This window comes from Haloquadratum walsbyi J07HQW2 (assembly GCF_000415985.1).
Classification (GTDB): domain Archaea; phylum Halobacteriota; class Halobacteria; order Halobacteriales; family Haloferacaceae; genus Haloquadratum; species Haloquadratum walsbyi_B.
The window spans coordinates 3,345,346-3,366,662 of the sequence record NZ_KE356561.1 but is presented as its reverse complement, the minus strand read 5'-3'; the positions used below and the strand labels follow the sequence as shown (position 1 = coordinate 3,366,662).

The following is a 21,317-nucleotide window of genomic DNA, read 5'->3' as shown; positions in this document are numbered from 1 at the left end:
GCCTACTTAACCCAACGGTGCCAGTAGACGGGAGACACCAACTCACAACCTAACCCAACCCAATTCATTCTTGAGAGCATCTATCAAGAGGGGGTTTACTCAAATGACACAAACACAGTACAGCTCGACATATAATTTTAAGTATGTAAATTGAGCACCATGGAGAGTATTACGACGTTACTATTGGTATTCGCTAATATTAATCACAATCAATTATTCGTGTTATTTTATCCGCGTTTTCATTCGTATATATAGACATATCGAAGAAATTATTTACAAATACACACTGAGGTATGCTAGATATCGAAATGAGTTCAGAAAGAGTGGACGTCGATCTAACTGTGAATGGCGAGTCCCATTCTGTCTCTGTCGAGCCAAGAGAGCTGTTAGCACAGACGCTCCGCGAGCGACTTGATTATACCAGTATTAATATTGGGTGTGAATCAACCCTTTGTGGCGCGTGCACGATCCATGTCGATGGGAAGGCGGTGAAATCCTGTACAAGACTGACTGTTCAAGAAGATGGGTCCGAGATCCGAACCGTTCGGGCGCTGTCCGATGATGGGATTCTTGGAGATCTCCAGACAGCATTCTCTGAAGAACACGCTTTGCAGTGTGGCTACTGTACCCCAGGAATACTCATGGCGGTTGATGAGTATCTTGAGAGTAATAGTGATCCATCACGAGACGAGATTCGAGATGAGGCGCTACAGGGGAATCTTTGTCGCTGTACCGGCTATGAGAACATTGTTGATGCCGTCGATGTAGCGTCCGACGCACTGGAGGATTAGACATGGCGACTGACAATGGTATTGGCAGTGATGTGCAGCGTAGAGAGGACAGGCAAGTCTTACTCGGCGAATCAAAAGGGACAGACGATATCGATGTCCCTGGTGCACTCCACATTCAGTTTATCCGCAGCGAGAAGGCTCATGCCCGATTCGATATCGATGCTGAGACCGCGCGTGAGATGAATAATGTCGTCAAGGTGTTTACTCCTGAAGATATCGAGCAATGCGAGACATCGACACCACTGCCATTCAGATTGTTTGCCGCACCGATGCCCGATCTTGATTATCCCGACGAGGCACTCTGGCAACGATGTTTTGCCAGTACAAAAGCCCACTATCACGGAGAGATTCTTGGCATTGTCGTAGCAGAAACGCAACGAGTTGCTCGTGATGCGCTTGAGATGATAGACATCACATACGATGATCTGGAACCGGCGTTAACGACGACCGAAGCGCTCGCCGATGACACGCCGGCAGTACATGATGACGTCCCCGACAATGTCGTATTCTCAGGTGGGCAGGGTGATGAGGAAGCAGTTGCGGAGAGATTCGAACAAGCGGCGTACACCGCCGAACTGAAAAAAGACCCACAACGGCTCTCGCCGAGTCCGTTGGAACCGCGATCGGCAATCGCTGCGTATGACTCGGCGTCGGGGCACCTAGATTTCACAGCAACGACGCAGATCCCACATGCCTACCGACGACTGATGGCACAGATGCTCACCTATCCAGAGCATCATATCGACGTGACGGTTCCTGACATGGGCGGTGGATTCGGCGCTCGCCAGCATCCATATCCCGCTGATGTACTTGTTGGGTGGTGTGCGATCGAATTAGAAGACACAGTCAGATGGCGAGCGACTCGAACCGAAAACCAACTAGTCGAGAACGACGGTCGGGGTTACGAGGGAACGTGGGAAATCGCAATGGCTGATGATGGCGATCTCCTTGGAGTCCGGGCGGATATCCAATATGATCTCGGCGCATGGGTCGCATGGGGAGCGGCCTCTCTTGCGGAGGCTGGGAATCTTCTCATGACCGGGCTGTACGACATCCCCACTGCATACTCTCGCGTCACCGGCGTCGTGACCAACACTGCCCGTGTCGATGCATATCGTGGTGTGTCATCGGTGCCGATGATATTGATGCTTGAACGATTGGTCAGTAAAGTTGCGAAGCAGGCAGATATGGATCCGGCGATGGTCCGAAAACAGAATTTTGTTGAGCCTGACCAGTTCCCATATCGAACTCCAGGTGGAGCACTCTATGATAGTGGTGATTACGAGCGTAATTTCGATCTCGGTCTAGAAACCGTTGAGTATCAAGCTGTTCGAGAAAAACAGGAGCGTCTTCGCGAAGAGGGTCGATACATTGGTATTGGATTTGCCTGTGCAACCGAGGTTGCCGGTCTTGGTCCGGCTAGTCACATCGACGCTCCATCTTGGGGGTACGGTAGTGTGCAGGTGCATCCAACTGGAGACGTGACCGTCTATTCTGGCGGGTCAGATCATGGACAGGGACATGAAACGTCATTAGCACAGGTGGCTGCAGATGAACTTGGCGTCCCTTTTGATGACGTTCGTGTTGTTGAGAACTCGACCAAAGAGGTGGCTGAAGGAGTCGGGACGTTTGCGAGTCGCTCCGCAGCACTTGGGGGCGGTGCTGTGGCGAAGTCCTGTCGAAAGATCATCTCAAAGGGCATGGAGGTGGCTGCAGATGAACTCAATGTCCCCGTTGAAGCAGTTATGTACGACAATGGGATGTTCATCGCTGGCGATAATGATACACAGTCGTTCTCGTTCAGTGACATGGCATCAAAAGTCCATCTGGGACAAGACATTCCCGATGATGTGGAACCGGGACTTGAGGCACAAACATATTATGACCCTGACAATTGCACATGGCCGTTTGGAACCCACATTGTGGTTATCGAAATCGATCCCGAGACCGGTGAATTTGATTTCTTAGATTACGTCGCAACTGAGGACTGTGGTGTCCAAATCAATCCAACCATTGTCGAGGGACAGCTTGTCGGTGCTATTGCACAGGGAATCGGACAAGCATTGTATGAGGACGTCGAGTACGGCGATGATGGAACACTGCTGTCTAATTCCTTCCGCACGGAGCGAGTCGGATCGAGAGGTGGGTACACACTCCCAAAAGCAGAGCACATGCCTGAAATTACCATCCGTTCGACTGAAACGCCTTCACCACACACACCACATGGAGCAAAGGGTATGGGTGAGATGGGATCAATTGCAGCCCCCGGTGCAATCTTGAATGCGATCGAAGACGCAATTGAGCCCTTCGACCCTGAGCCAATGACGCCACCGATTAGTTCTGAGAAAATTTGGCAGGCTATCAATGAGGGAGGCGAATAGATGCACGCAGAGCCATTTGAGTACGCTCAAGCCGATACTGTCTCAGATGCAATTCGTCTGCTTGGAGAAATTGAAGACAGTCGGTTATTAGCTGGCGGACAAGCACTCATTCCATTATTAAAACAGCGAAAAGTCGCACCAGCAACGCTCGTGGATATTAGTGGTATCGACGAACTGCATGGGATAGAGCATACAGACACAGGAGTTCAAATCGGTGCGCTCACCACGCACAGAGAAATAACGAATTCCGACATGCTTGCTGATTCCGTGCCTGTGCTTCCAGCGGCAATCTCGAAGATCAGTGGCGGAATACAAGTTCATAATGTCGCAACTATCGGTGGTAATATCGCGCGTGCACACCCTGCATATGATTACGCTGGGGCGCTACTCGCAGCCGAAGCGCGCATTCATATCGCTGGTCCGGACGGCAAACAGATAGTTCCGATAACCGAGTTCTTCTGCGGTGCCTGTGAGACTTGTCTTGAGGAATCACAACTCGTGACAGCCGTTGAAATCGATAATTGGAATAACAAACGCTATGGAGGATATGCAAAAAAAAAGGAGCCTGCATCAGGGGGCTCCGTTATTGGTATTGCAACCGATCTCTTGTTTGAAGCGGAAGATAACAATCGTGTGAGTGCGGCTCGAGTCGCTGCAAACGGATTCCAAGAACACGCCGTGCGGATCACCGCTGCTGAAGAGGCTCTCACAGGTCGCCTCATCAATTCGGAAGCAATTGAATTGGCAGCGGATGCCGCTGGCGGTGAAATAGATACTAACGCAATACTCGACAATAAGAAGGCATCTGCTGATTACAGGGAGGCTTTGCTTGGACCGTACGTCCGTCGCTCGCTCAACAAGGCAATTGGAAAGTAGTCGGCTCGAATCTCTCGGTTTACTGTTATCAGTTATTGCAGAATCGTAGTTGTCCAAGAACTGCTATTGTGATGTGTACAGAATCACTCAGTCGTCTGCCACGGCGTCCGGGACATCGTCATCATCATCGGTCGCAGACCAGGTGAGTACTCGGTTTCGCCGACTCCTACACTGCCACCGGGAAGAACGATATTCAGGAACAGCGCCGCGATGCCACCAGTGACGAGAGCGGAACCGAATAGCGTCTGAACTTCGGTTGGGAACTGCTGGAGTACTTCTGGTCGGAACGCTACACCTAATCCAAGTGCCATCGAAAGTGCAAGAATAGTTGAGTTCCGCTGATTGAGTGTGACATTCTGGTTGATAATTCGTGCGCCAGAGGAGAAGATCATCGCGAATAAGATTAGGGCACCGCCACCGAGGACTGCATCAGGCATCGCAGAAACAACGGCACCAACCTTTGGAACGAAGCCAAGCGCCAGCAGAATCACGCCACCGATACCAGCCACATGACGGCTAGCGACGCCGGTGAAATTCACGAGACCAACATTCTGAGAGAACGATGTGTTTGGCATTGCGTTGAAGATGGCACCGAAGATACTCATCACGCCATCAGCCATGAGCCCGCCTCGGAATTCTTTTTTATCGGCATCACGCCCCGTTGCTGACACTGTTCCAGAGATATCACCGATTGTTTCGACGCCGGTGATGATATAGAGAAACCCAACGGTGAGTATCGCGCTTGGCTCGAATGTAAGTCCATATTTCAATGGGACCGGCACGGTGAACCATCCCGCGCTGGCGACAGCCGAGAAATCAACTACCCCGAGAGCAAGTGCTGCGATATACCCAATAGCGATACCAGCGAAGACACTAATGATGCGGACAAATCCACTGAAGAACTGATTGAGGGCAACCGTCACAACGAGCACAAGTCCTGCTAACCCGAGATTAAGAAATGACCCATAGCTCTCGACCGATGGTCCTGCTGAGGCACCAGCCGCATAGTTCATTCCCGTTGGAATCAGCGTCAGTCCGATGAGCATCACGACGATGCCGGTCACCAGCGGTGGGAAATAGCTTCGGAATCGGTCTAGTGAGAACGCCATCCCTATTTCAATCGGTGCTGCGACCAAGGCGGCACCGAAGACTGCAGCAATACCGAACTGATTGCCAATTCCGATTAGCGGTCCCAAGAAAGCGAAACTCGTTCCCATGACAATTGGCAATCGCGCGCCGACTGGACCGATTGGAAATGCCTGAATGATTGTTCCGACTCCAGCGACGATGAGTGCCATCTGTACTAGAAACGTCGTCTGACCTGTGACTGAGCCGACCGCACCCGCGAGAATAAGCGGGGGTGCAACATTGCCCAGAAACATTGCGAGGACGTGTTGAATTCCAAGTGGGATTGCCTCTCCCAATGGCGGGCGATCCTCAATACCATACTGTACTACTGAGTTATTCGTATCATCAGCCACCTCAGTTTTCGCCATGAGGAATTCAAAAATACACAATTATATCAATGTATTCGAATTATCCCTTATATCTGATGAATGAATAGGTTTATGACTATATTGCCGGTGTATTCCTGATTATGATGTATATTTTATTGTATATACAAATTTGAAGAATAGAAAACATATAGAATCAAATATAGATCAATTGAAGTTTAAATAGTCAGAATCACACAGTTGATTCGAAATGAAACATGGAACTATTGAGGAATTGAATACGCTTGGAAAAGGCGATTTTGTTGACCTCCTTGGTGACGTATATGAAGAGTCCGCGTGGGTTGCAGAACAAACGTACTCAGAGCAACCTTTTGTATCAGTCCAAACACTGACCAACACAATGCAGGAGATAGTCAATAACGCCCCCCACGACGCACAATTAGAACTACTCAGGGCTCATCCTGACCTCGGTGAGCAGACCGAAATGACGGACGCCTCAGAGGCAGAACAGGCTTCGGCTGGTCTCGACAGTCTGAGCGAAACACAGTATGATGCATTTCAACGACTAAACGACCAGTATCGCGAGAAATTCGGGTTTCCATTCATCATGGCAATAAAAAATGAGTCGCCTGACGCGATACAGACTGCGATGGAACAGCGAGTGAAACACCGAAGAGATCAAGAGTTTGAGACCGCGCTAGATCAGGTCCATCAAATCGCCAAACTCCGACTTCAGGAGATATTCTCGATGTAGTATCTTTCTGATTTTTATTTGAATATCATATCCAAAAACAAGATATATTGCACGTTAGTCCGAGAGTTAGAACTGGAAAATGATAGTTACTGCAATGAATGGTGAAAAACTAAACATTCCTGTCGAAGTATGCACTACTGCAGCAGGGGACAGTATTGAACGATGATCAGTGACGAGACCACATCTACTGACGACCGGGAGATGAACTATGGGAAAGAAAACGTCTCGGTATACCGAACGTACGCGACACCACTGGAAGGCGTACGCACGATACCAGAGTCGTCTTTCGACGGTCGGAAGAATATCTTATTCGGAGCAGATGTTCGGATGCAAGTGGAGGGCAAGGAATTTTTGCCATCATTCAGCGAGGGCGATAACAGCATGGTGGTAGCAACTGACTCAATGAAGAATTTCATCTACCACCACACAGGTGAGTACGATGGTGCGACTCTCGAAGGGCTGCTTGAGTATATTGGGTCAGAGATCCTCGATACATATTCACAGATGGAAGCCGTGACCATGTCGGCCGATCGACTCCCGTTCGATGAAAAAGAAATTCCAGATGATGGAGAATTCACTCCAAGCGATCTAGTATTCGGTGTTTCGGACGGTCCATCAGGCTACGCCGAACTCCGTATTGACGAGACAGACAACGGGATGGCTATGACCGAACAGACAAGCGGTGTCACCGGAATCGAATTGGTGAAAGTAAAAGATAATTCCTTCACTGGGTATGTTCAAGATGAGTACACGACGCTACCAGAGCGAGAAAACCGAACACTGTACGTTGGTCTCGATATCTTCTGGACATATAAAGACACAAAGACTGCCCTCGGGTCAGAACCTGAGGAGTATGTCCCAGCTGAACAGGTGACCGATATTGCTCAGGTCGTCTTCGATGAGATGGATGTCAATTCGATCCAAGAGCTGATATATGAAATCGGGTTACGGATCCTCAAGCGGTTTCCACAACTTAATTCGGTGAGTTTTGAAGCCAACAACCGAACGTGGATTGGTGTGCGTGATGATGATCTCGAAGGCGATGGCAAGGTACTTCGAGAACCACCCGCTCCAACTGGGTTTCAACAGTTCTCGATGGATCAAAACGACCTCGATATGACAGAAGAATGAGTGCTGGTCTGACAACACATGTTCTCGACACCAGTCGAGAGGGACCAGCAGCGGGAGTCAGTGTGACTCTACGACGGCTTGAGGAGGACTCCGAAGTAATTGCCTCAGGGGTCACCAACGATGACGGACGGCTTGAGGAACCATTGTTGGATTCCGAAGAGATCGAATCTGGAACTTACGAACTCGTGTTTGATGTCGAAACATATTATCAAGACAAACCGTCTGGAACCACGTTCTTAGGAGAAGTCCCCGTACGGTTTAAAATCGACAATGCAGACGAACACTATCACGTTCCGTTGTTATTGTCGCCAGGTGGGTACACAACTTATCGAGGAAGTTGAAGTTGATGTCGATATCAGGTATCGAACATACCGCATAGCTCTTTATTTCATGACTGATTGATAGCCGTTTTGTCGGTGGGTGCTGGGTTTGCACCGGCAAGTTCTGCTAGTGCGTCCGTCAACACTTGCGTCGCAAAGGCGCAGTCTAACCAATCTGTATGTTCGAGTGGGCTGTGAGAGTGACCGCCGCGGGAGCGAGCAAAAAGCATTCCAGCGTCGGTAACAGTAGCAACTTGCATTGTGTCGTGACCCGCACCTGAGGAAAGTGTAGGTGGGTCCATGTCCAACCGTTTAGCACCGTCCTGCAACGCGTCACGGACGCGCCCTGTCATGGGCTGTGGAGGAATATCGTACGGTGTTTCTATCGAAACCGTGAGCCCCCTATTACGTCGGATCGATTCACAAGCATCTTTAATCGTTTGTAATATTCGATTGATTGAGGAGCGTTCTACATCTCGAATGTCTATATCTAGTGTCACAATTCCAGGAATAACATTTGTCGCACCTGGTTCGACATTGAGCGACCCGACAGTTGCAACAGCTGTGCTGCTTTCCTGGTTGGCGACGTCCTGTGCTTCGGACTCAATCGTCAGAATAAGTTCGCTTGCCGCTGCAAGTGCGTCGTCTCGGTCGCGCATCGTGGTTGTCCCGGCGTGGTTTGCTTCACCCTCAATACGGACGTGACATCGCGTTGTGCCAGTGATTCGAGACACCACACCGACTGGCTCTTCAGCGCGCTCTAGTAGTTTTGCTTGTTCGATGTGCAGTTCGATCCACGAGTCCCACTTACTGGCATCAACTCGCCCATCACCTTGGAATCCAATATCTTCCAGGGCTTCCTCAAGCGTTGTCTCACCATCGCTGAGCGAGAGTGCTTGCTCAACGGATTGTTTGCCCGCCGCGACCGAGGAGCCTAGAACCCCATCCGAAAACCGTGTTCCTTCCTCACCAGTGAAACAGACGACTTCTATCGGACGGTCGATATTCCAGTCACTCCGTTTGATCGTGCGGACTGCCTCCAGTGCGGCATAGACACCAAGCGGTCCATCGAATATTCCACCTTCAGGAACTGAGTCGAGATGACTGCCCGCAGCGACTGCGTTAGCAGAGTCGTCACACTCTGGAGGTGACCAACGCCCAGTGATGTTGCCAACGGCATCGACTGATACGTTGAGTCCGGCTGTAATCATCCGATCAACAAAGTAGTTGCGAGCAGCAAAATTCGCCGGTGTCCCGGTGAGCACAGTTCGGCCGACACCGTCATCGGTATCGACCATCCCAAAGTCAGCCGACCGCTCAAGATCGTTTTGTATGGCCTCTCGATCTATTTCCAGTCCGCTATGCATCTCTATTTCCTGAAAAGCATAATCTGAAATCTTGCATTCTATGCGGTGATATATCCATAATCATACTGCATATACCCGGTTTCGTTCGGTACTTCATATACCCATGGTGATATTTTAATACTTTTGAAAATCTGTCTCGCTAATGCATAGTTATATATCATCGCAGCCAGTGACATTGTTGTTTCACTACATCAGATACAAACTGCATTTTCGATAGGCACAATATCATGATACTCACCTGAATGCTGCCAACAGTCACCGAATAATAGTGACCCGAACAGATAGTTTATGTATAAGACCACATTCTAGCAGAACGGATGAAATTATCTGGGACTATCGTTCAAAATTCTTCGAAGATAATTAAAAACGGGACGGTCGTAATCAAAGATACTGAAATTATCGCAGTCGGGAAGCAGGAATCGCTGTCTGAGCAGTACCCAGATCACCCTGAACAGTGCTATGACATTATTATGCCAGGCATGGTCGGTGCTCATATTCATTCCGTTCAGAGTCTGGGACGGGGAATCTCCGATGATACGGAGCTTATCGACTGGTTATATGACTACATACTGCCAATGGAGGCGACACTAACTGCTGATGAGATGGAAGTCGCTGCCAAGCTCGGGTATCTTGAATTAATTGAGACAGGAACCACAACAGCGATTGATCATCTTTCAGTTGCTCACGCTGAACGGGCGTTCGAGGCTGCTGGGGAAATGGGTATCCGCGGCGTGCTAGGTAAAGTATTGATGGACCAGCGGTCACCGGATGGACTTCTTGAAGAGACGCAGGCTGCACTTGATGAAACAGAGCAACTGATTCAACAGTATCACGGTAGTTATGACGACCGGATCCGCTATGCTGTGACGCCACGATTCGCCGTTTCCTGCACAGAGGAGTGTCTCCGCAAGACGAGAAAATTGGCGGATGCATATGATGGTGTCCGTATCCATACCCATGCAAGTGAAAACCAGGATGAAATCGAGACTATCGAAGCGGATACTGACCGACGTAACATCCACTGGCTTGATGAAGTTGGGCTCACGGGCGAAGATGTTGTGCTTGCACATTGTGTCTGGACGAACGAATCTGAACGTGAACTACTCGCAGAAACAGACACCCACGTCACTCACTGCCCCTCTTCAAATATGAAACTGGCAAGTGGAATCGCTCCCGTTGTCGATTATCTTGATAGGGATATCAACGTCGCACTCGGAAATGATGGTCCGCCATGTAACAACACACTGGACCCGTTCACAGAGATGAAACAAGCAAGCGTGTTACAGAAGGTCGATACGTTGGATCCAACTGCGGCAGCGATGGAAGACATCTTCGAGATGGCAACGATCAACGGTGCAAAAGCTGCTGGATTCGATCGTCTGGGGAAAATCGAGCCAGGGTGGCGGGCTGATATAATTGGACTGTCTACAGATAGCACACGTGGGACGCCACTGTATGAAATCCTCTCGTATCTCGTGTTTGCGGCACGTGGCGAGGATGTCAAATTCACGATGGTCGACGGTAATGTGCTCATGGAAAATGGAACAGTCACCGTCGCCGACGCTGATGCGATACGTGAATCAGCTACGGCGGTTGCGGAGTCACTCGATATGTCCGATGCACGAGCAGATGCACAGAAGCAGAAACCATGATTATCTAAAGATTTCAGCGAGAGTTCCACGGGTCACCTGACCCGTGACCGTTTATTAGGACGTCATGATTGTGTGCAACAAATAAACATGCTCACCTCGAGATATACAAAATCCGATCTATAGTGTCGACATCATTCGCTCCAGTTCGGTGGAACCCGATTCAACCGGCTTCCATACCCATTCTCACCGACAACCGCTCCATCAGCCGCAATACATTCTCCCCGAAGGTATGTTGCATCGACTTTTCCAGTCACCTCTCTCCCCTCATAGATTGAGTAATCAGCCTGCGAGGCGTTGTCACTCGCGTCAATTTTTTGCGTTTCGTTTGGATCAAACAGCACGAAATCCGCGTCAGTGCCCGGTTCAAGTGTCCCCTTGTCAACAAGACCGAACAGGCGAGCTGGATTTGAACACATCAACCGAACAAGATCTGGATACGATAGATCCCGTTTGACGACTGCTTCATCGTGAAACACTGGAAGCGAGCGCTGGACTCCGTTGGCTCCATACTCCGAATCCCACCAGTTGTCCGCTTGCTTGTCTTTACGTGTGAATGCAACATGATCAGTCGAAACGACATCAAGAGTTCCAGTTTGTAAGTGCTCAAACATCGCCTCAATATCGTCAGGTGTTCGAAGCGGTGGTGCAATCATCGGTAATAGTCCCCGTGTGGCGTATTGGCTTCTATCAAGAGTCGTGTAGTGAACACATGTTTCACCACGTATCTGGGACTTGTCAGCTTGCGCCGTCTGTAGTACTTCAGCAGCCGCCTGACAGGATGTATGAATACCATAGTATTTGTTGCCTACTTGCTGTGCCATCCGGACAGCATCGTCTGCAGCCATCGCCTCTGCGTGGGTCGGTCGAGAATCCGGGTACGCTGTTGGCTCACCGCGCCCATTTTCGCGCATCGTCATTTCCCGCGTCGAACAGATGCTGTCGTCCTCAGTGTGAAGGACGGCTACACTATCAGTCGCCTCAATTTTGTTGAATACACGTTCGATGAACCCGTTTGAGAGTCCAAAGTCATAGGTTGTGAATAATTTAAATGAAACAATACCAGAGTCCACGAGATCCTCAATCTCATTGAGGACCGCCGGATCCTCTCGCCCGATTACTCCGTGAACACTGTAATCAACGAGTGAAGACGTTGCAGCGTCATACTGACGCTCGACGGCATCATGGAGTCTCCGATCAGCTGACCATGGCGGTCCCAATTCATCCCATGCTTGCCAAGCAAACGTGAGAATACTTGTTACGCCTCCAAGGGCTGCGGCTTGAGTCCCGGTCTCATAGGAGTCGATGGTATTTGGACCCGATATATGCACGTGAGGATCAACAACCCCAGGGAGCACCAAACGATTCGAGGCGTCGATAGTGGTCTTGGCATCAATATCTGTTCCATGTGCGACCATCCCGACAATACTACTCTCACTGATGAGAAGGTCAGCTTCCACGGTGTCCTCGGCTGTTACCAGTGTCCCGTTTTTAACCACTAGGTCAACAATCATATGTCGGTCCTGGCTGGGGCTGGGGTTTCGGTATAATCAGTTGGGTTACCAGACCTCGGCTTGGTATTTTTCATCATATTATCGACTGGATTGATAGTATTTAGTGATACAGATGACTGTGTGAGATATACAACGGTGAGTCACTGATCGGGCAATTGCACTGTCTTGCATTGCTATTGTATTCTTCGATATCATAATTCAATCGATGGTTGGAAAAAATTGTCAGCATCTTCTTGTTATTTATCTATGATTGTGTTACTATCTCACGTGATAGATTACATTGTTAGAAATATTGCTGTTTTTGAAATTCACCCAAATCAACACAATCATAATTCCACAATAGAAATAACTGGAGGAGCTGATGGGTAAAATCAAACTTATCGTAGGTGATGAATCGTACACGGCGACACTGCTGGAGACAGAAGCTCCTGAGTCAGTCGAAGCTGTTCAGGATTTCTTGCCGCTCCACTCAGAACTGATGCATGTTCGGTGGAGTGGAATCGCGACGTGGATCAATATCGATGAGATAGAACTCCCGAAACTACCACGCGAAAACCACACCGTCTATCCGTCTATCGGTGACTTACTATTATATCCAGGCTACCGGAATGAACAAGAGATACTCTGGGCTTGTGGACCGACCGCTTTCAAAAGTCCTGCTGGCGAATTGGCGGGTAACCATTTCGCGACGGTTGACGCGAGCCGCGAAGAACTCAAATCTCTTGAAGCGCGCACGCTCGCTGACGGCACACAGGATATCACAATTAAGATGATTTGATGTGATTTCATAACTAATTTGCAACGGCGATCACAGCTATCCAATCACGTAATTCGTCTGTACGAGCAAGCGACTTGAGTAGACAGACATTCGCATTATGAGGGACGACCCATCTAAAGAGGTCATTGATACGACGACTGACATCTGGATACAAAGACTATTTGAGTATCACTGAAGACAGCATCATATGAAACGGCTTCATGAATCCTTGCACGAAGCGCCAGTTATCGACAAGGATGGATATGAATATCTGGTCCACCCGATCAGCAACGGGGTTCCAACATTGGAACCAGAGCTATTACGAGAAGTTACCACAGATATTATGGAGCGATCTGATTTTGATGTCGACAAAATTGTCGCTCCCGAGGCGATGGGCATACACCTGGCAACAGCCCTATCACTCCAGACAGACGTTCCGCTAGTCGTTATCCGCAAACGCTCGTATGGTCTGTCTGGAGAGACCGCACTACACAAATCAACCGGATACTCCGAGTCAGAGATGTATATTAACGATATTGAGGCAGGAGACCAGATACTCATCATTGATGACTTGCTTTCGACCGGAGGAACGCTTGCAGCAATCTGTAAGGCACTAGATGATATCGGCACGGAAATAGTAGATATTGTCGTTGTCATACGAAAAATCGGGGACTCTGCGATGGATGAAGTCGGTCATGACGTGACAAGCTTGGTCGACATCACAGTGGAGGATGGCGAAGTGACGATCCGGTAAGCAAACATACGTGCCAAATCATCTTCTCAATCCTATCTCTATTTCTCCCAACCAATCGCAACAATAGCACATTTGCTTGACATCCTCCCCGCCCGTCGGCGAGGATTCCCGACCGCGGTGGAGTATTTCAGTTGCACGGTATCGTCGATGTCGTCTTTGATCGCTTTGGGCTCAAGTACAGGGTCAACTGCCTCGGGGTCAAGCCCCGAGATATCCGCCTTGATTATCATGAATCACGGATAAAATGACATGAAACTCCTGAAAATCTGTGTACTATGATGTATCGGAATCGTCGCTTGAACCTAAATCAGCGTCATCAATAGTCTTAGAATCATAATCATACACTTCCCGTGCCCGCGATAGTGCAAGTTTCCCGGCATTAAGATCACGTTTTATTTTGTCCTCATCACGATCAACCGGATTACCGTATCCACCACCACCAGGCGTCCGAATACTGACAATACTTCCTGCAGGTAACGTCCGTGTAATCTTTTGATCGAGAGAAACTGAGTCGCCATCTACTAAATCGATACTTGCACTTCCGGTGTCACCAGGGCTCCCACCGGCGAGTCCATATGGTTGGTGATCATGTCGGTCAGCGAGTAAACTAAACGTTGCCTCATGATCTAATACTTGGATATCACGACGAATCCCCAATCCGCCACGATACTCGCCAGCACCACCTGAGTCTGGGCGAAGTGAGTACTGCATCACACGAAGTGGATATGCTGTCTCGAGCACCTCTGCAGGCGTATTTAACGTATTCGACATGTGAACATGGACGCCGTCAAGTCCGTCCTTACCGGCGCGACCACCAAATCCACCACCCTGTGTCTCATAAAAGCTATATTGAGTTCCATCGCGGGGGTCGGTCCCACCAAATGTGACATTGTTCATCGTTCCTTGTGACCCAGCAATAATCCGCTCAGGTGTTACCTTGCCGAAGGCACCGAGAACTACGTCCGTGATTCGCTGAGATGTCTCAAGATTTCCGCCAACAACAGCCGCCGGTGGGTCGGGATTAATTACCGTTCCAGATGGCGCTTCAATGCTGATAGGTCGATAACACCCATGATTTGGTGGGATATCTGGATCGGTGAGACAACGAATCGCATAATATGTAGCTGAGGTTGTCACTGCCAGAACAGCGTTGATCGGACCAGCTGTCTGCTCGGCTGTTCCAGTGAAATCAACATGCACCGTGTCAGCCTCGACAGTCACTGTAACGTTAATTGTGATCTCTTTGTTTCCGGTCCCATCATCATCAAGGACATCACGAAATGAATATTCTCCATCTGGTAGCGATTCAATCTCAGCACGCATTCGACGTTCAGAGTAGTCTTTGATTGCATCGATTGCTGCGGGGAGTGTATCAGTATCATACCGATTGGCAAGTTCCTCGAATCGCTGTCGACCTGTTTCATTTGCCGCTTTCTGAGCGCGAAGGTCTCCTCGTCGCTCATCAGGCGTCCGGACGTTCGTTAAGATAAGTTCAAATACATCACTATTCTGCTCGCCAGCCTCGAATAGCTTTACTGGAGGTATCCGGAGCCCTTCTTGATAGATTTCTGTTGAATCTGCAGCTACACTACCGGCATGCGCACCACCGATGTCGGCATGATGTGCCCGATTTGCTGCAAATCCTATCAATTCATCATTATCGTATACTGGAGTTATAAGCGTAAGATCCGGAAGATGAGCACCGCCCGCGAAAGGATCATTCACCGCAATAGCATCCCCCGGGCTAAGTTCAGACGGTGGGAATTGCTCAATCGCAGCACGGACTGAGAATGGCATTGCCCCAAGATGCACGGGAATAGTTTCCGCCTGTGCAATCATCTGTGCGTCGCGATCAAACAGTGCACACGAACAATCTTGTCGCTCTTTGATATTTGGAGAGTAGCTCGTTCGAATAAGTGTTGCATTCATCTCCTCACACACAGCCGCTGCTGCATTGCGTGTTACTTCGAGCGTGATTGGGTCAATATCAGTATCTGTATCTGTATCTGTATCAGCATCAGCAAGCATCAGCGTTTGTATCTGTATCTGAATTCATCATTGTCAGCTTATATGGTGGTGCCGGTGTGTATAGTAGCAGTATCGAGTTGACATCTGCATCTGAATATGCCTCATGAATCTAGCTCTATGACGATACTTCCGTATGTATCGATCTCTGCGGTCTGACCTGGACGGACGATGGTCGTGCTCTCGCTGTCATTGATAATCGCTGGACCACTAAATATGCTCTCAGGGGGGAGTCGTGATCGGTCATACACCGGCGTCTTGTGCTGTTCATCGTTGAACCAGACTGACCGGGTTTCAGTAATGGCATCACTCACGTCAGTGCTTATTTCTGGGGTAGTTACTGTGAGATCTGGCTTCACAGTACTACCGCGAGCACGGGTTCGAACAGTGACGAGTTCAAGTGGGTTTGTTTCATCAACATGCCCGTATCGTTGTTCATGAGCATCATGAAATCTGGATTCGATAGCTGATAACGTCTCTATATCAATATCACCAGGCGGGACCGCAATAGATAATTCAAATGACTGTCCAGCATATCGGAGATCAACCGATCGCTCGAAGCTCATTTGATCAGATGAGATTCCTTCTGCATCCAACTGCGTGCGTCCCTCTGAGATGAACTCCGTAAACATCGTTGACAATGTCTCTGGAGAGACCTCATCCCATCCTCGAACGTGTGAATTGCTGAAATCATAGATTGTATCGCTGATGAGCAATCCAAGCGCCGATAAGACGCCTGCAGTCTGTGGGATAATCACTCGGGGGATATCAAGTGCTGCAGCGATTGCGGTTGCATGTAACGGTCCTGCGCCACCAAAGGCAACTAGCCCGAATTCTCGGGGGTCATACCCACGCTCGACAGACACAACGCGGAGTGCCCGTTGCATGCTTGCATTCGCCACATCAATAACACCCTGTGCAGTGGTTTCGACTGACATCCCAAGTGGACCTGCCAGTTCTGTCTCAAATCGCTTGCGAACCTGTGCAATATCAACAGTAACCTCGTTACTGAGGAACAAAGATGGATCAAGTCGCCCTAATATAAGATGTGCATCAGTGATTGTTGGACGATCACCGCCCTTACCATAGCTGATTGGTCCAGGATCTGACCCTGCTGACTGCGGTCCGACCCGAAGCGCGTCGCCTTCGTCAATCCATGCGATCGATCCACCACCAGCCCCCACAGTATGAATATCAATCATTTGCGTATGCACCGGATACTCACCAACAGTCACATCTCGTGAAACCGTCGGTGTGCCATCACGAACTAATGACACATCACATGAGGTTCCACCCATGTCCATCGTAATGATATCTGATACATCACTCAATCCAGCGATGTATGTCGCTCCCTGGACACCGGCTGCTGGTCCAGATAAGAGTGTGTTCACCGGGGTCTCTCGCGCCGCGCTAGCAGTAATAATCCCGCCATTTGACTGCATGATATTGAGGTCTGTCGTGACACCAGCACGTGTGATCTCTGTCTCAAGATTCCCGATATACCGGTCCATCACTGGCTTTAGCGCTGCATTTAACACCGTTGTTAATGTGCGCTCGTATTCGCGGATTTCGGGGAGAATGTCACTTGATAATGAATAACTCACATCGATATCATTCTCAATCAATATCTCTTTGATACGTTTTTCATGTATCGGATTTTCATACGCGAATAACAGGCTAATCGCAATGCTATCGATCTCTGTATTTTCGAGTTTCGTTGCGAGCGTTTCAGCTGCATCCTCATCAAGTGGCGTATCAATTTCACCCTGAGCTGTCAGTCGCTCTGGGACAGTATAGCGATGCTGTCGAGGAACAATCGGAGTCGGCTTCTCAGTCTGAAAATCATAAATGTCCGGTCGTGCCTGTCGACCAATCTCAAGTGCATCTTGGAATCCATCAGTCGTGATAAGCGCCGTATCAGCCCATTCATCCTCTAAGACAGCATTCGTCGCAACGGTCGTTCCATGTGCAATAAATTCAATATCTGATAGTGAAGTTGATGCCGACTCGGTCAATTGGTCCAATCCTGTAAGCACGCCACGTTCCTGTGCTTCCGTCGATGGCGTCTTCTCCACAGTCACGGTCCCATCATTGATCATGACGAGATCGGTAAACGTGCCACCGATATCGACGCCAACCCGGAGGTCCGTATCTCTAGTCATCAGACGTCTCTGACAAATTGATGAATGATATTGCCGTTTGCTTGTGTGCCGTGATCAATCATATGTGCCTATTTAGTAATGTTAACATCAGTCATTAATAATATGATTTCGTTATTTGACTATGCTAGTATGTCCTGTGTCTGAGTGATTCTGATTTATATAATCAGGTAGTAACGTCTTAACGTCCGCTTAACGAATTGATGAAAAGCATACTTATAATTCGATTATCACTGAGACTCGCTGGTCCCTGCTAGCGAGTTTATCCGGGTCGGTTCATATATTATAGTTTGATTTATTTTTATTTTATTCTCATTCTCATTCTCATTCTCATTGATTCTGCTGTTGGCGAACATGATTGCTTGTCTCAACATTGATATCGAGCCGATCAGTTCCACGAATCCACGAAAGGTACTCCGCTAGTCGCGATGCTGAACGGAGTGCATCAATCGTATCATACCCTGATCTGAGTTCATCGTTAGTAAACAATGCATGAATTTGTTTGTGACACGGTCGACATAGCATCACAGTTGGACTCTCCGCTCGTTCTTCAGGTCGAAGATGGTGTTCTTGAACGGCTTGTGGGTCCTGTAGACGCTCATCGGGAATGATGCGACGACAAAGTGCACAGGTCGTCGACATACATATGCATACTATATCCAGGATACAATGTGTGTCGGTTGATACTGATACGATGACGTGTTCACCGTATCAATCCCGTCTGTAATCTCTCTAAATGGTGATACTGAATCGCTTGGGCATTCACTTACTATTTCTACGGCTCGGCTTATGCACGACGAGGCTTCGCCTGTAGTCGTTTACTTTTAACTATACCCACGCGGCTTGTGTCGAGTGATAACGCCATACCGCAAGAATCGGGGGCTTGCGTTGGGTCAAAAAGTCAATCTATCATTGCTTGATATGCGTGCCGTCGTCCACACATGCTTATCAAATAAAGTTGACCCTCGGTTGAGCTTTTATGAGGGTTAGGTTTCCACAGGCGGGCAGCGACATAGTAATTTTCCTCTGTTCATCGAAACTACATCCATATCAAAATGTCAGTCTATAGAAGTTCCATCCATGTATCAAAAATACCAGTATTAAGTTGATACAATTTGGATTGTATCTCCAACGGAAAGTTCGCCATCTCGTTCGGAAGGCGGTATTTGAGTTCCAACCATGACACTGAATAAATTTCCATCGAGATCATTTTCATCTACCCACGTCGGTAGGGTCTCCGCTCGCTTTTTCAGAAATATTTCTCGAAATCCATCATACTCCACACCGGTGTGTGGGTCACGAGCAGGGACGACACACCGTGAGATTGGCTCAATGTTAGTCAGTGTGACACTCCCGATTTGTAACTCATAATCACTGTCTGTCAGCAGTTGGTCCTCCCAAAACGGTGGGACATCACTGATGACAAGATTAGGACGTAAGCGTTGTTGCATCTGTTTTGGAGATATTCCATCATACCACGATGCAACCTCACGTATCGTAGCCGCACTGATTACCGTCGGACCAGCGGTGCCATCCGCATTGAATATAATATTATCAGTCTGCCCTCCGCCGGGCTCAACCGATAATACAACATCTAACCCAAAATACTCTGATAACCACGTCTCAAGTGCTTCCCGATCAGTATCGAGATGAAATTCATGTGTCTGGTCTGTCTCATGAGTCCGCACTGTGAATCGCTGTGAGTCTAGATCACACTTCGTATGAAGTCTATGGACAGCGGATGTGCGCTTACCCTGGACATACTCGCCGTCAATATCTTTGATAGCGTATGTTCGATCACCGGCTAACCCACCAATATTAGTTACTGATACTCGATCAAGATTGCTCGGATCAAGCGCTTTGACCGGGTAGATGAGGATCTCTGCGAGGGTTGGCACTACCTGATACAGTCACATAATCGATATAATTGTTATGTTTACTGTATTTTCTAGATAGATGAGAATAGTATCTATGAACATTTCATTCACTATCTGATTATATATGGATTATCTAGAGATGGATGTCGACGCTCGATAGTAAAAAATGTACTATATGTCGATCGGTAGGGGCGAGCGGTTGCCTATGATCTTGACCCGTACTGGAGGTCAACTGTGCTAACTGTGATGAAAGCCAACTGAGAGAGGCATTCTCAATGCAGTGCAGGCGGTCAGTCGCGGGTTGTACAATTAATTGTCAATATTTGATTTGCTCTGAATTCTATCTGCAAACATGTGTTAATCGATACTTTGAGGCTCAAGACTCACAATCTTATTTAAATAATATCTCTGCGGTGTATTAGAGATATTATCCAGAATTATAGATTGGCAAGGTGAATACACCCGCCTTACTGAGAGGAACGAGCGTTCCGACCGCTTCGGTCGGAACCGAGTGACGAACAGGCGGGTGATGAAACCGACATGAGCGAGTCACCAACCACACCACAATAGCATGGCCGGATATTCCACGTCTAACCACAACTTTTATACTAAAAACAATTATATAAGCGTTCAGGATGCTGGAAGTCCACCGCACCCACCGAGCGAAAATCTGTAACCATCCGCAGGTTGCAGAGTCGCTTGACCGTCATGGGTGGAGTGCCAGCAAGCTCTGGAATGTCGCCAACTACCACTCCCGCGAGGTCTGGGAGGGGACGGGCGAGATTCCTGATCACGAGAAATTGAAAGACGAGTTGAAGACCCATCCAACCTACAATGGACTGCACTCACAGTCCAGTCAGCGGGTTCTGGAGGAACTCGCTGAAAGCTTCAACTCGTGGTACTCCTCGGACGACGACCGAGATAATCCGCCCGGCTACCGCAAAGAAAACCACTACGACGACGAGGGGCGTCGTGTCCACGAAGAACACCCGCGTTCGACGGTAACGTGGAAGCAAAACGGCATCAAACACGACACGAAGAACAACTGTGTTCGACTGTCACAAGGTGCGAATCACAAAGAACAAGAACATCCCAAAGCACGGGAGTACATCCTTGTCGAATACGAGACACGTCCCGGCGTCACGGTCGAAAACCTACAACAAGTCAGAGCCGTCCACGACCAGCAGACAGAGCGATGGGAACTCCATCTCGTCTGCAAAAACGAGATCGAGACCCCCAACGCTCCTGGCGACGAAGCAGCGGGTATCGATCTCGGAATCAACAACTTCGCGGCGGTCGCCTACAGCACCGAAGACGCCGACCTGTATCCCGGCAACCGCCTGAAGCAAGACGGCTACTACTTCCCGAAAGAGATTGCTACGTGCGACAACAGCAGTGGCGACAGAGCCACGCGACTCCACCACAAGTGGTCGGAACGCCGCACTCACTTTTTCCACAGTCTTGCGAAACACATCGTTGGACGCTGTGTTGAGAAAGGTGTTGGTCGT

Annotated in this window: 18 protein-coding genes; 10 read left to right on the top strand and 8 right to left on the bottom strand. The window is 48.9% G+C overall.

Features of this window, described 5'->3' with window-relative positions:
- Nucleotides 1-308: 308 nt before the first annotated feature.
- Genes J07HQW2_RS15660 through J07HQW2_RS15650 form a run of 3 tightly spaced genes read left to right on the top strand, consistent with a single transcriptional unit; the run spans nt 309 to nt 4,048 of the window.
- Nucleotides 309-791 (top strand): (2Fe-2S)-binding protein, encoded by a 483-nt coding sequence (locus tag J07HQW2_RS15660; RefSeq protein WP_021056625.1) that lies wholly within the window; start codon nt 309-311, stop codon nt 789-791.
- Between the two features lie 2 nt (nt 792-793).
- Nucleotides 794-3,172, top strand: a complete 2,379-nt coding sequence (locus J07HQW2_RS15655; protein WP_021056624.1) for a xanthine dehydrogenase family protein molybdopterin-binding subunit — start codon at nt 794-796, stop codon at nt 3,170-3,172.
- Nucleotides 3,173-4,048 (top strand): FAD binding domain-containing protein, encoded by an 876-nt coding sequence (locus J07HQW2_RS15650; RefSeq protein WP_021056623.1) that lies wholly within the window; start codon nt 3,173-3,175, stop codon nt 4,046-4,048.
- Between the two features lie 83 nt (nt 4,049-4,131).
- Here J07HQW2_RS15650 and J07HQW2_RS15645 read toward each other — a convergent pair whose 3' ends face one another.
- Entirely contained in the window at nt 4,132-5,544 is a 1,413-nt protein-coding gene (locus J07HQW2_RS15645) for a uracil-xanthine permease family protein (protein WP_021056622.1), read from the bottom strand.
- 208 nt (nt 5,545-5,752) lie between these two features.
- Between J07HQW2_RS15645 and uraD the strand changes: the two genes are divergently transcribed.
- The 3 genes from uraD to uraH all read left to right on the top strand — a co-directional run bounded on the left by uraD (nt 5,753) and on the right by uraH (nt 7,728).
- Nucleotides 5,753-6,256: a 2-oxo-4-hydroxy-4-carboxy-5-ureidoimidazoline decarboxylase gene (uraD, locus tag J07HQW2_RS15640; RefSeq protein WP_021056621.1), complete on the top strand. Its 504-nt coding sequence runs from the start codon at nt 5,753-5,755 to the stop codon at nt 6,254-6,256.
- 162 nt (nt 6,257-6,418) lie between these two features.
- Entirely contained in the window at nt 6,419-7,387 is a 969-nt protein-coding gene (gene pucL, locus J07HQW2_RS15635) for a factor-independent urate hydroxylase (RefSeq protein ID WP_021056620.1), read from the top strand.
- Entirely contained in the window at nt 7,384-7,728 is a 345-nt protein-coding gene (gene uraH / locus J07HQW2_RS15630) for a hydroxyisourate hydrolase (protein ID WP_021056619.1), read from the top strand. The genes pucL and uraH overlap by 4 nt, the downstream gene beginning before the upstream one ends.
- A 47-nt stretch (nt 7,729-7,775) precedes the next feature.
- Here uraH and J07HQW2_RS15625 read toward each other — a convergent pair whose 3' ends face one another.
- Complete coding sequence (locus J07HQW2_RS15625; protein ID WP_021056618.1) at nt 7,776-9,074, bottom strand: Zn-dependent hydrolase; 1,299 nt, start codon at nt 9,072-9,074, stop codon at nt 7,776-7,778.
- 317 nt (nt 9,075-9,391) lie between these two features.
- On the opposite strand from J07HQW2_RS15625, the gene J07HQW2_RS15620 reads away from it, so the two are divergent.
- A complete protein-coding gene (locus J07HQW2_RS15620) occupies nt 9,392-10,726 on the top strand; it encodes a 5'-deoxyadenosine deaminase (protein ID WP_021056616.1) in 1,335 nt (444 codons plus the stop codon).
- Nucleotides 10,727-10,857: 131 nt separating this feature from the next.
- Here J07HQW2_RS15620 and J07HQW2_RS15615 read toward each other — a convergent pair whose 3' ends face one another.
- Nucleotides 10,858-12,237, bottom strand: a complete 1,380-nt coding sequence (locus J07HQW2_RS15615; protein ID WP_021056615.1) for a dihydroorotase — start codon at nt 12,235-12,237, stop codon at nt 10,858-10,860.
- A gap of 361 nt (nt 12,238-12,598) precedes the next feature.
- Here J07HQW2_RS15615 and J07HQW2_RS15610 point away from each other — a divergent pair, with 361 nt between their 5' ends.
- Both J07HQW2_RS15610 and hpt read left to right on the top strand, forming a co-directional pair.
- Entirely contained in the window at nt 12,599-13,015 is a 417-nt protein-coding gene (locus J07HQW2_RS15610; protein ID WP_021056613.1) for a DUF3830 family protein, read from the top strand.
- Between the two features lie 187 nt (nt 13,016-13,202).
- Nucleotides 13,203-13,748 carry a hypoxanthine/guanine phosphoribosyltransferase gene (gene hpt, locus J07HQW2_RS15605; protein WP_021056612.1) on the top strand — a complete coding sequence of 182 codons (546 nt, stop codon included), beginning with the start codon at nt 13,203-13,205 and terminating at the stop codon, nt 13,746-13,748.
- A 38-nt stretch (nt 13,749-13,786) separates the two neighbouring features.
- Here the strand turns inward: hpt and J07HQW2_RS15600 are convergent, their stop codons facing one another.
- The 5 genes from J07HQW2_RS15600 to J07HQW2_RS15580 all read right to left on the bottom strand — a co-directional run bounded on the left by J07HQW2_RS15600 (nt 13,787) and on the right by J07HQW2_RS15580 (nt 19,830).
- Nucleotides 13,787-13,978 carry a hypothetical protein gene (locus tag J07HQW2_RS15600; RefSeq protein WP_021056611.1) on the bottom strand — a complete coding sequence of 64 codons (192 nt, stop codon included), beginning with the start codon at nt 13,976-13,978 and terminating at the stop codon, nt 13,787-13,789.
- Nucleotides 13,979-14,021: 43 nt separating this feature from the next.
- Nucleotides 14,022-15,776: a hydantoinase B/oxoprolinase family protein gene (locus tag J07HQW2_RS15595; protein WP_021056610.1), complete on the bottom strand. Its 1,755-nt coding sequence runs from the start codon at nt 15,774-15,776 to the stop codon at nt 14,022-14,024.
- Between the two features lie 101 nt (nt 15,777-15,877).
- Nucleotides 15,878-17,935 carry a hydantoinase/oxoprolinase family protein gene (locus J07HQW2_RS15590; protein ID WP_021056609.1) on the bottom strand — a complete coding sequence of 686 codons (2,058 nt, stop codon included), beginning with the start codon at nt 17,933-17,935 and terminating at the stop codon, nt 15,878-15,880.
- Between the two features lie 327 nt (nt 17,936-18,262).
- Nucleotides 18,263-18,574: a hypothetical protein gene (locus J07HQW2_RS15585; RefSeq protein ID WP_021056608.1), complete on the bottom strand. Its 312-nt coding sequence runs from the start codon at nt 18,572-18,574 to the stop codon at nt 18,263-18,265.
- 458 nt (nt 18,575-19,032) lie between these two features.
- Complete coding sequence (locus J07HQW2_RS15580) at nt 19,033-19,830, bottom strand: MOSC domain-containing protein (protein WP_021056607.1); 798 nt, start codon at nt 19,828-19,830, stop codon at nt 19,033-19,035.
- Between the two features lie 614 nt (nt 19,831-20,444).
- Here J07HQW2_RS15580 and J07HQW2_RS19225 point away from each other — a divergent pair.
- On the top strand, nt 20,445-21,317 hold an 873-nt coding region (locus tag J07HQW2_RS19225; RefSeq protein ID WP_303704250.1), incomplete at its 3' end, for a transposase.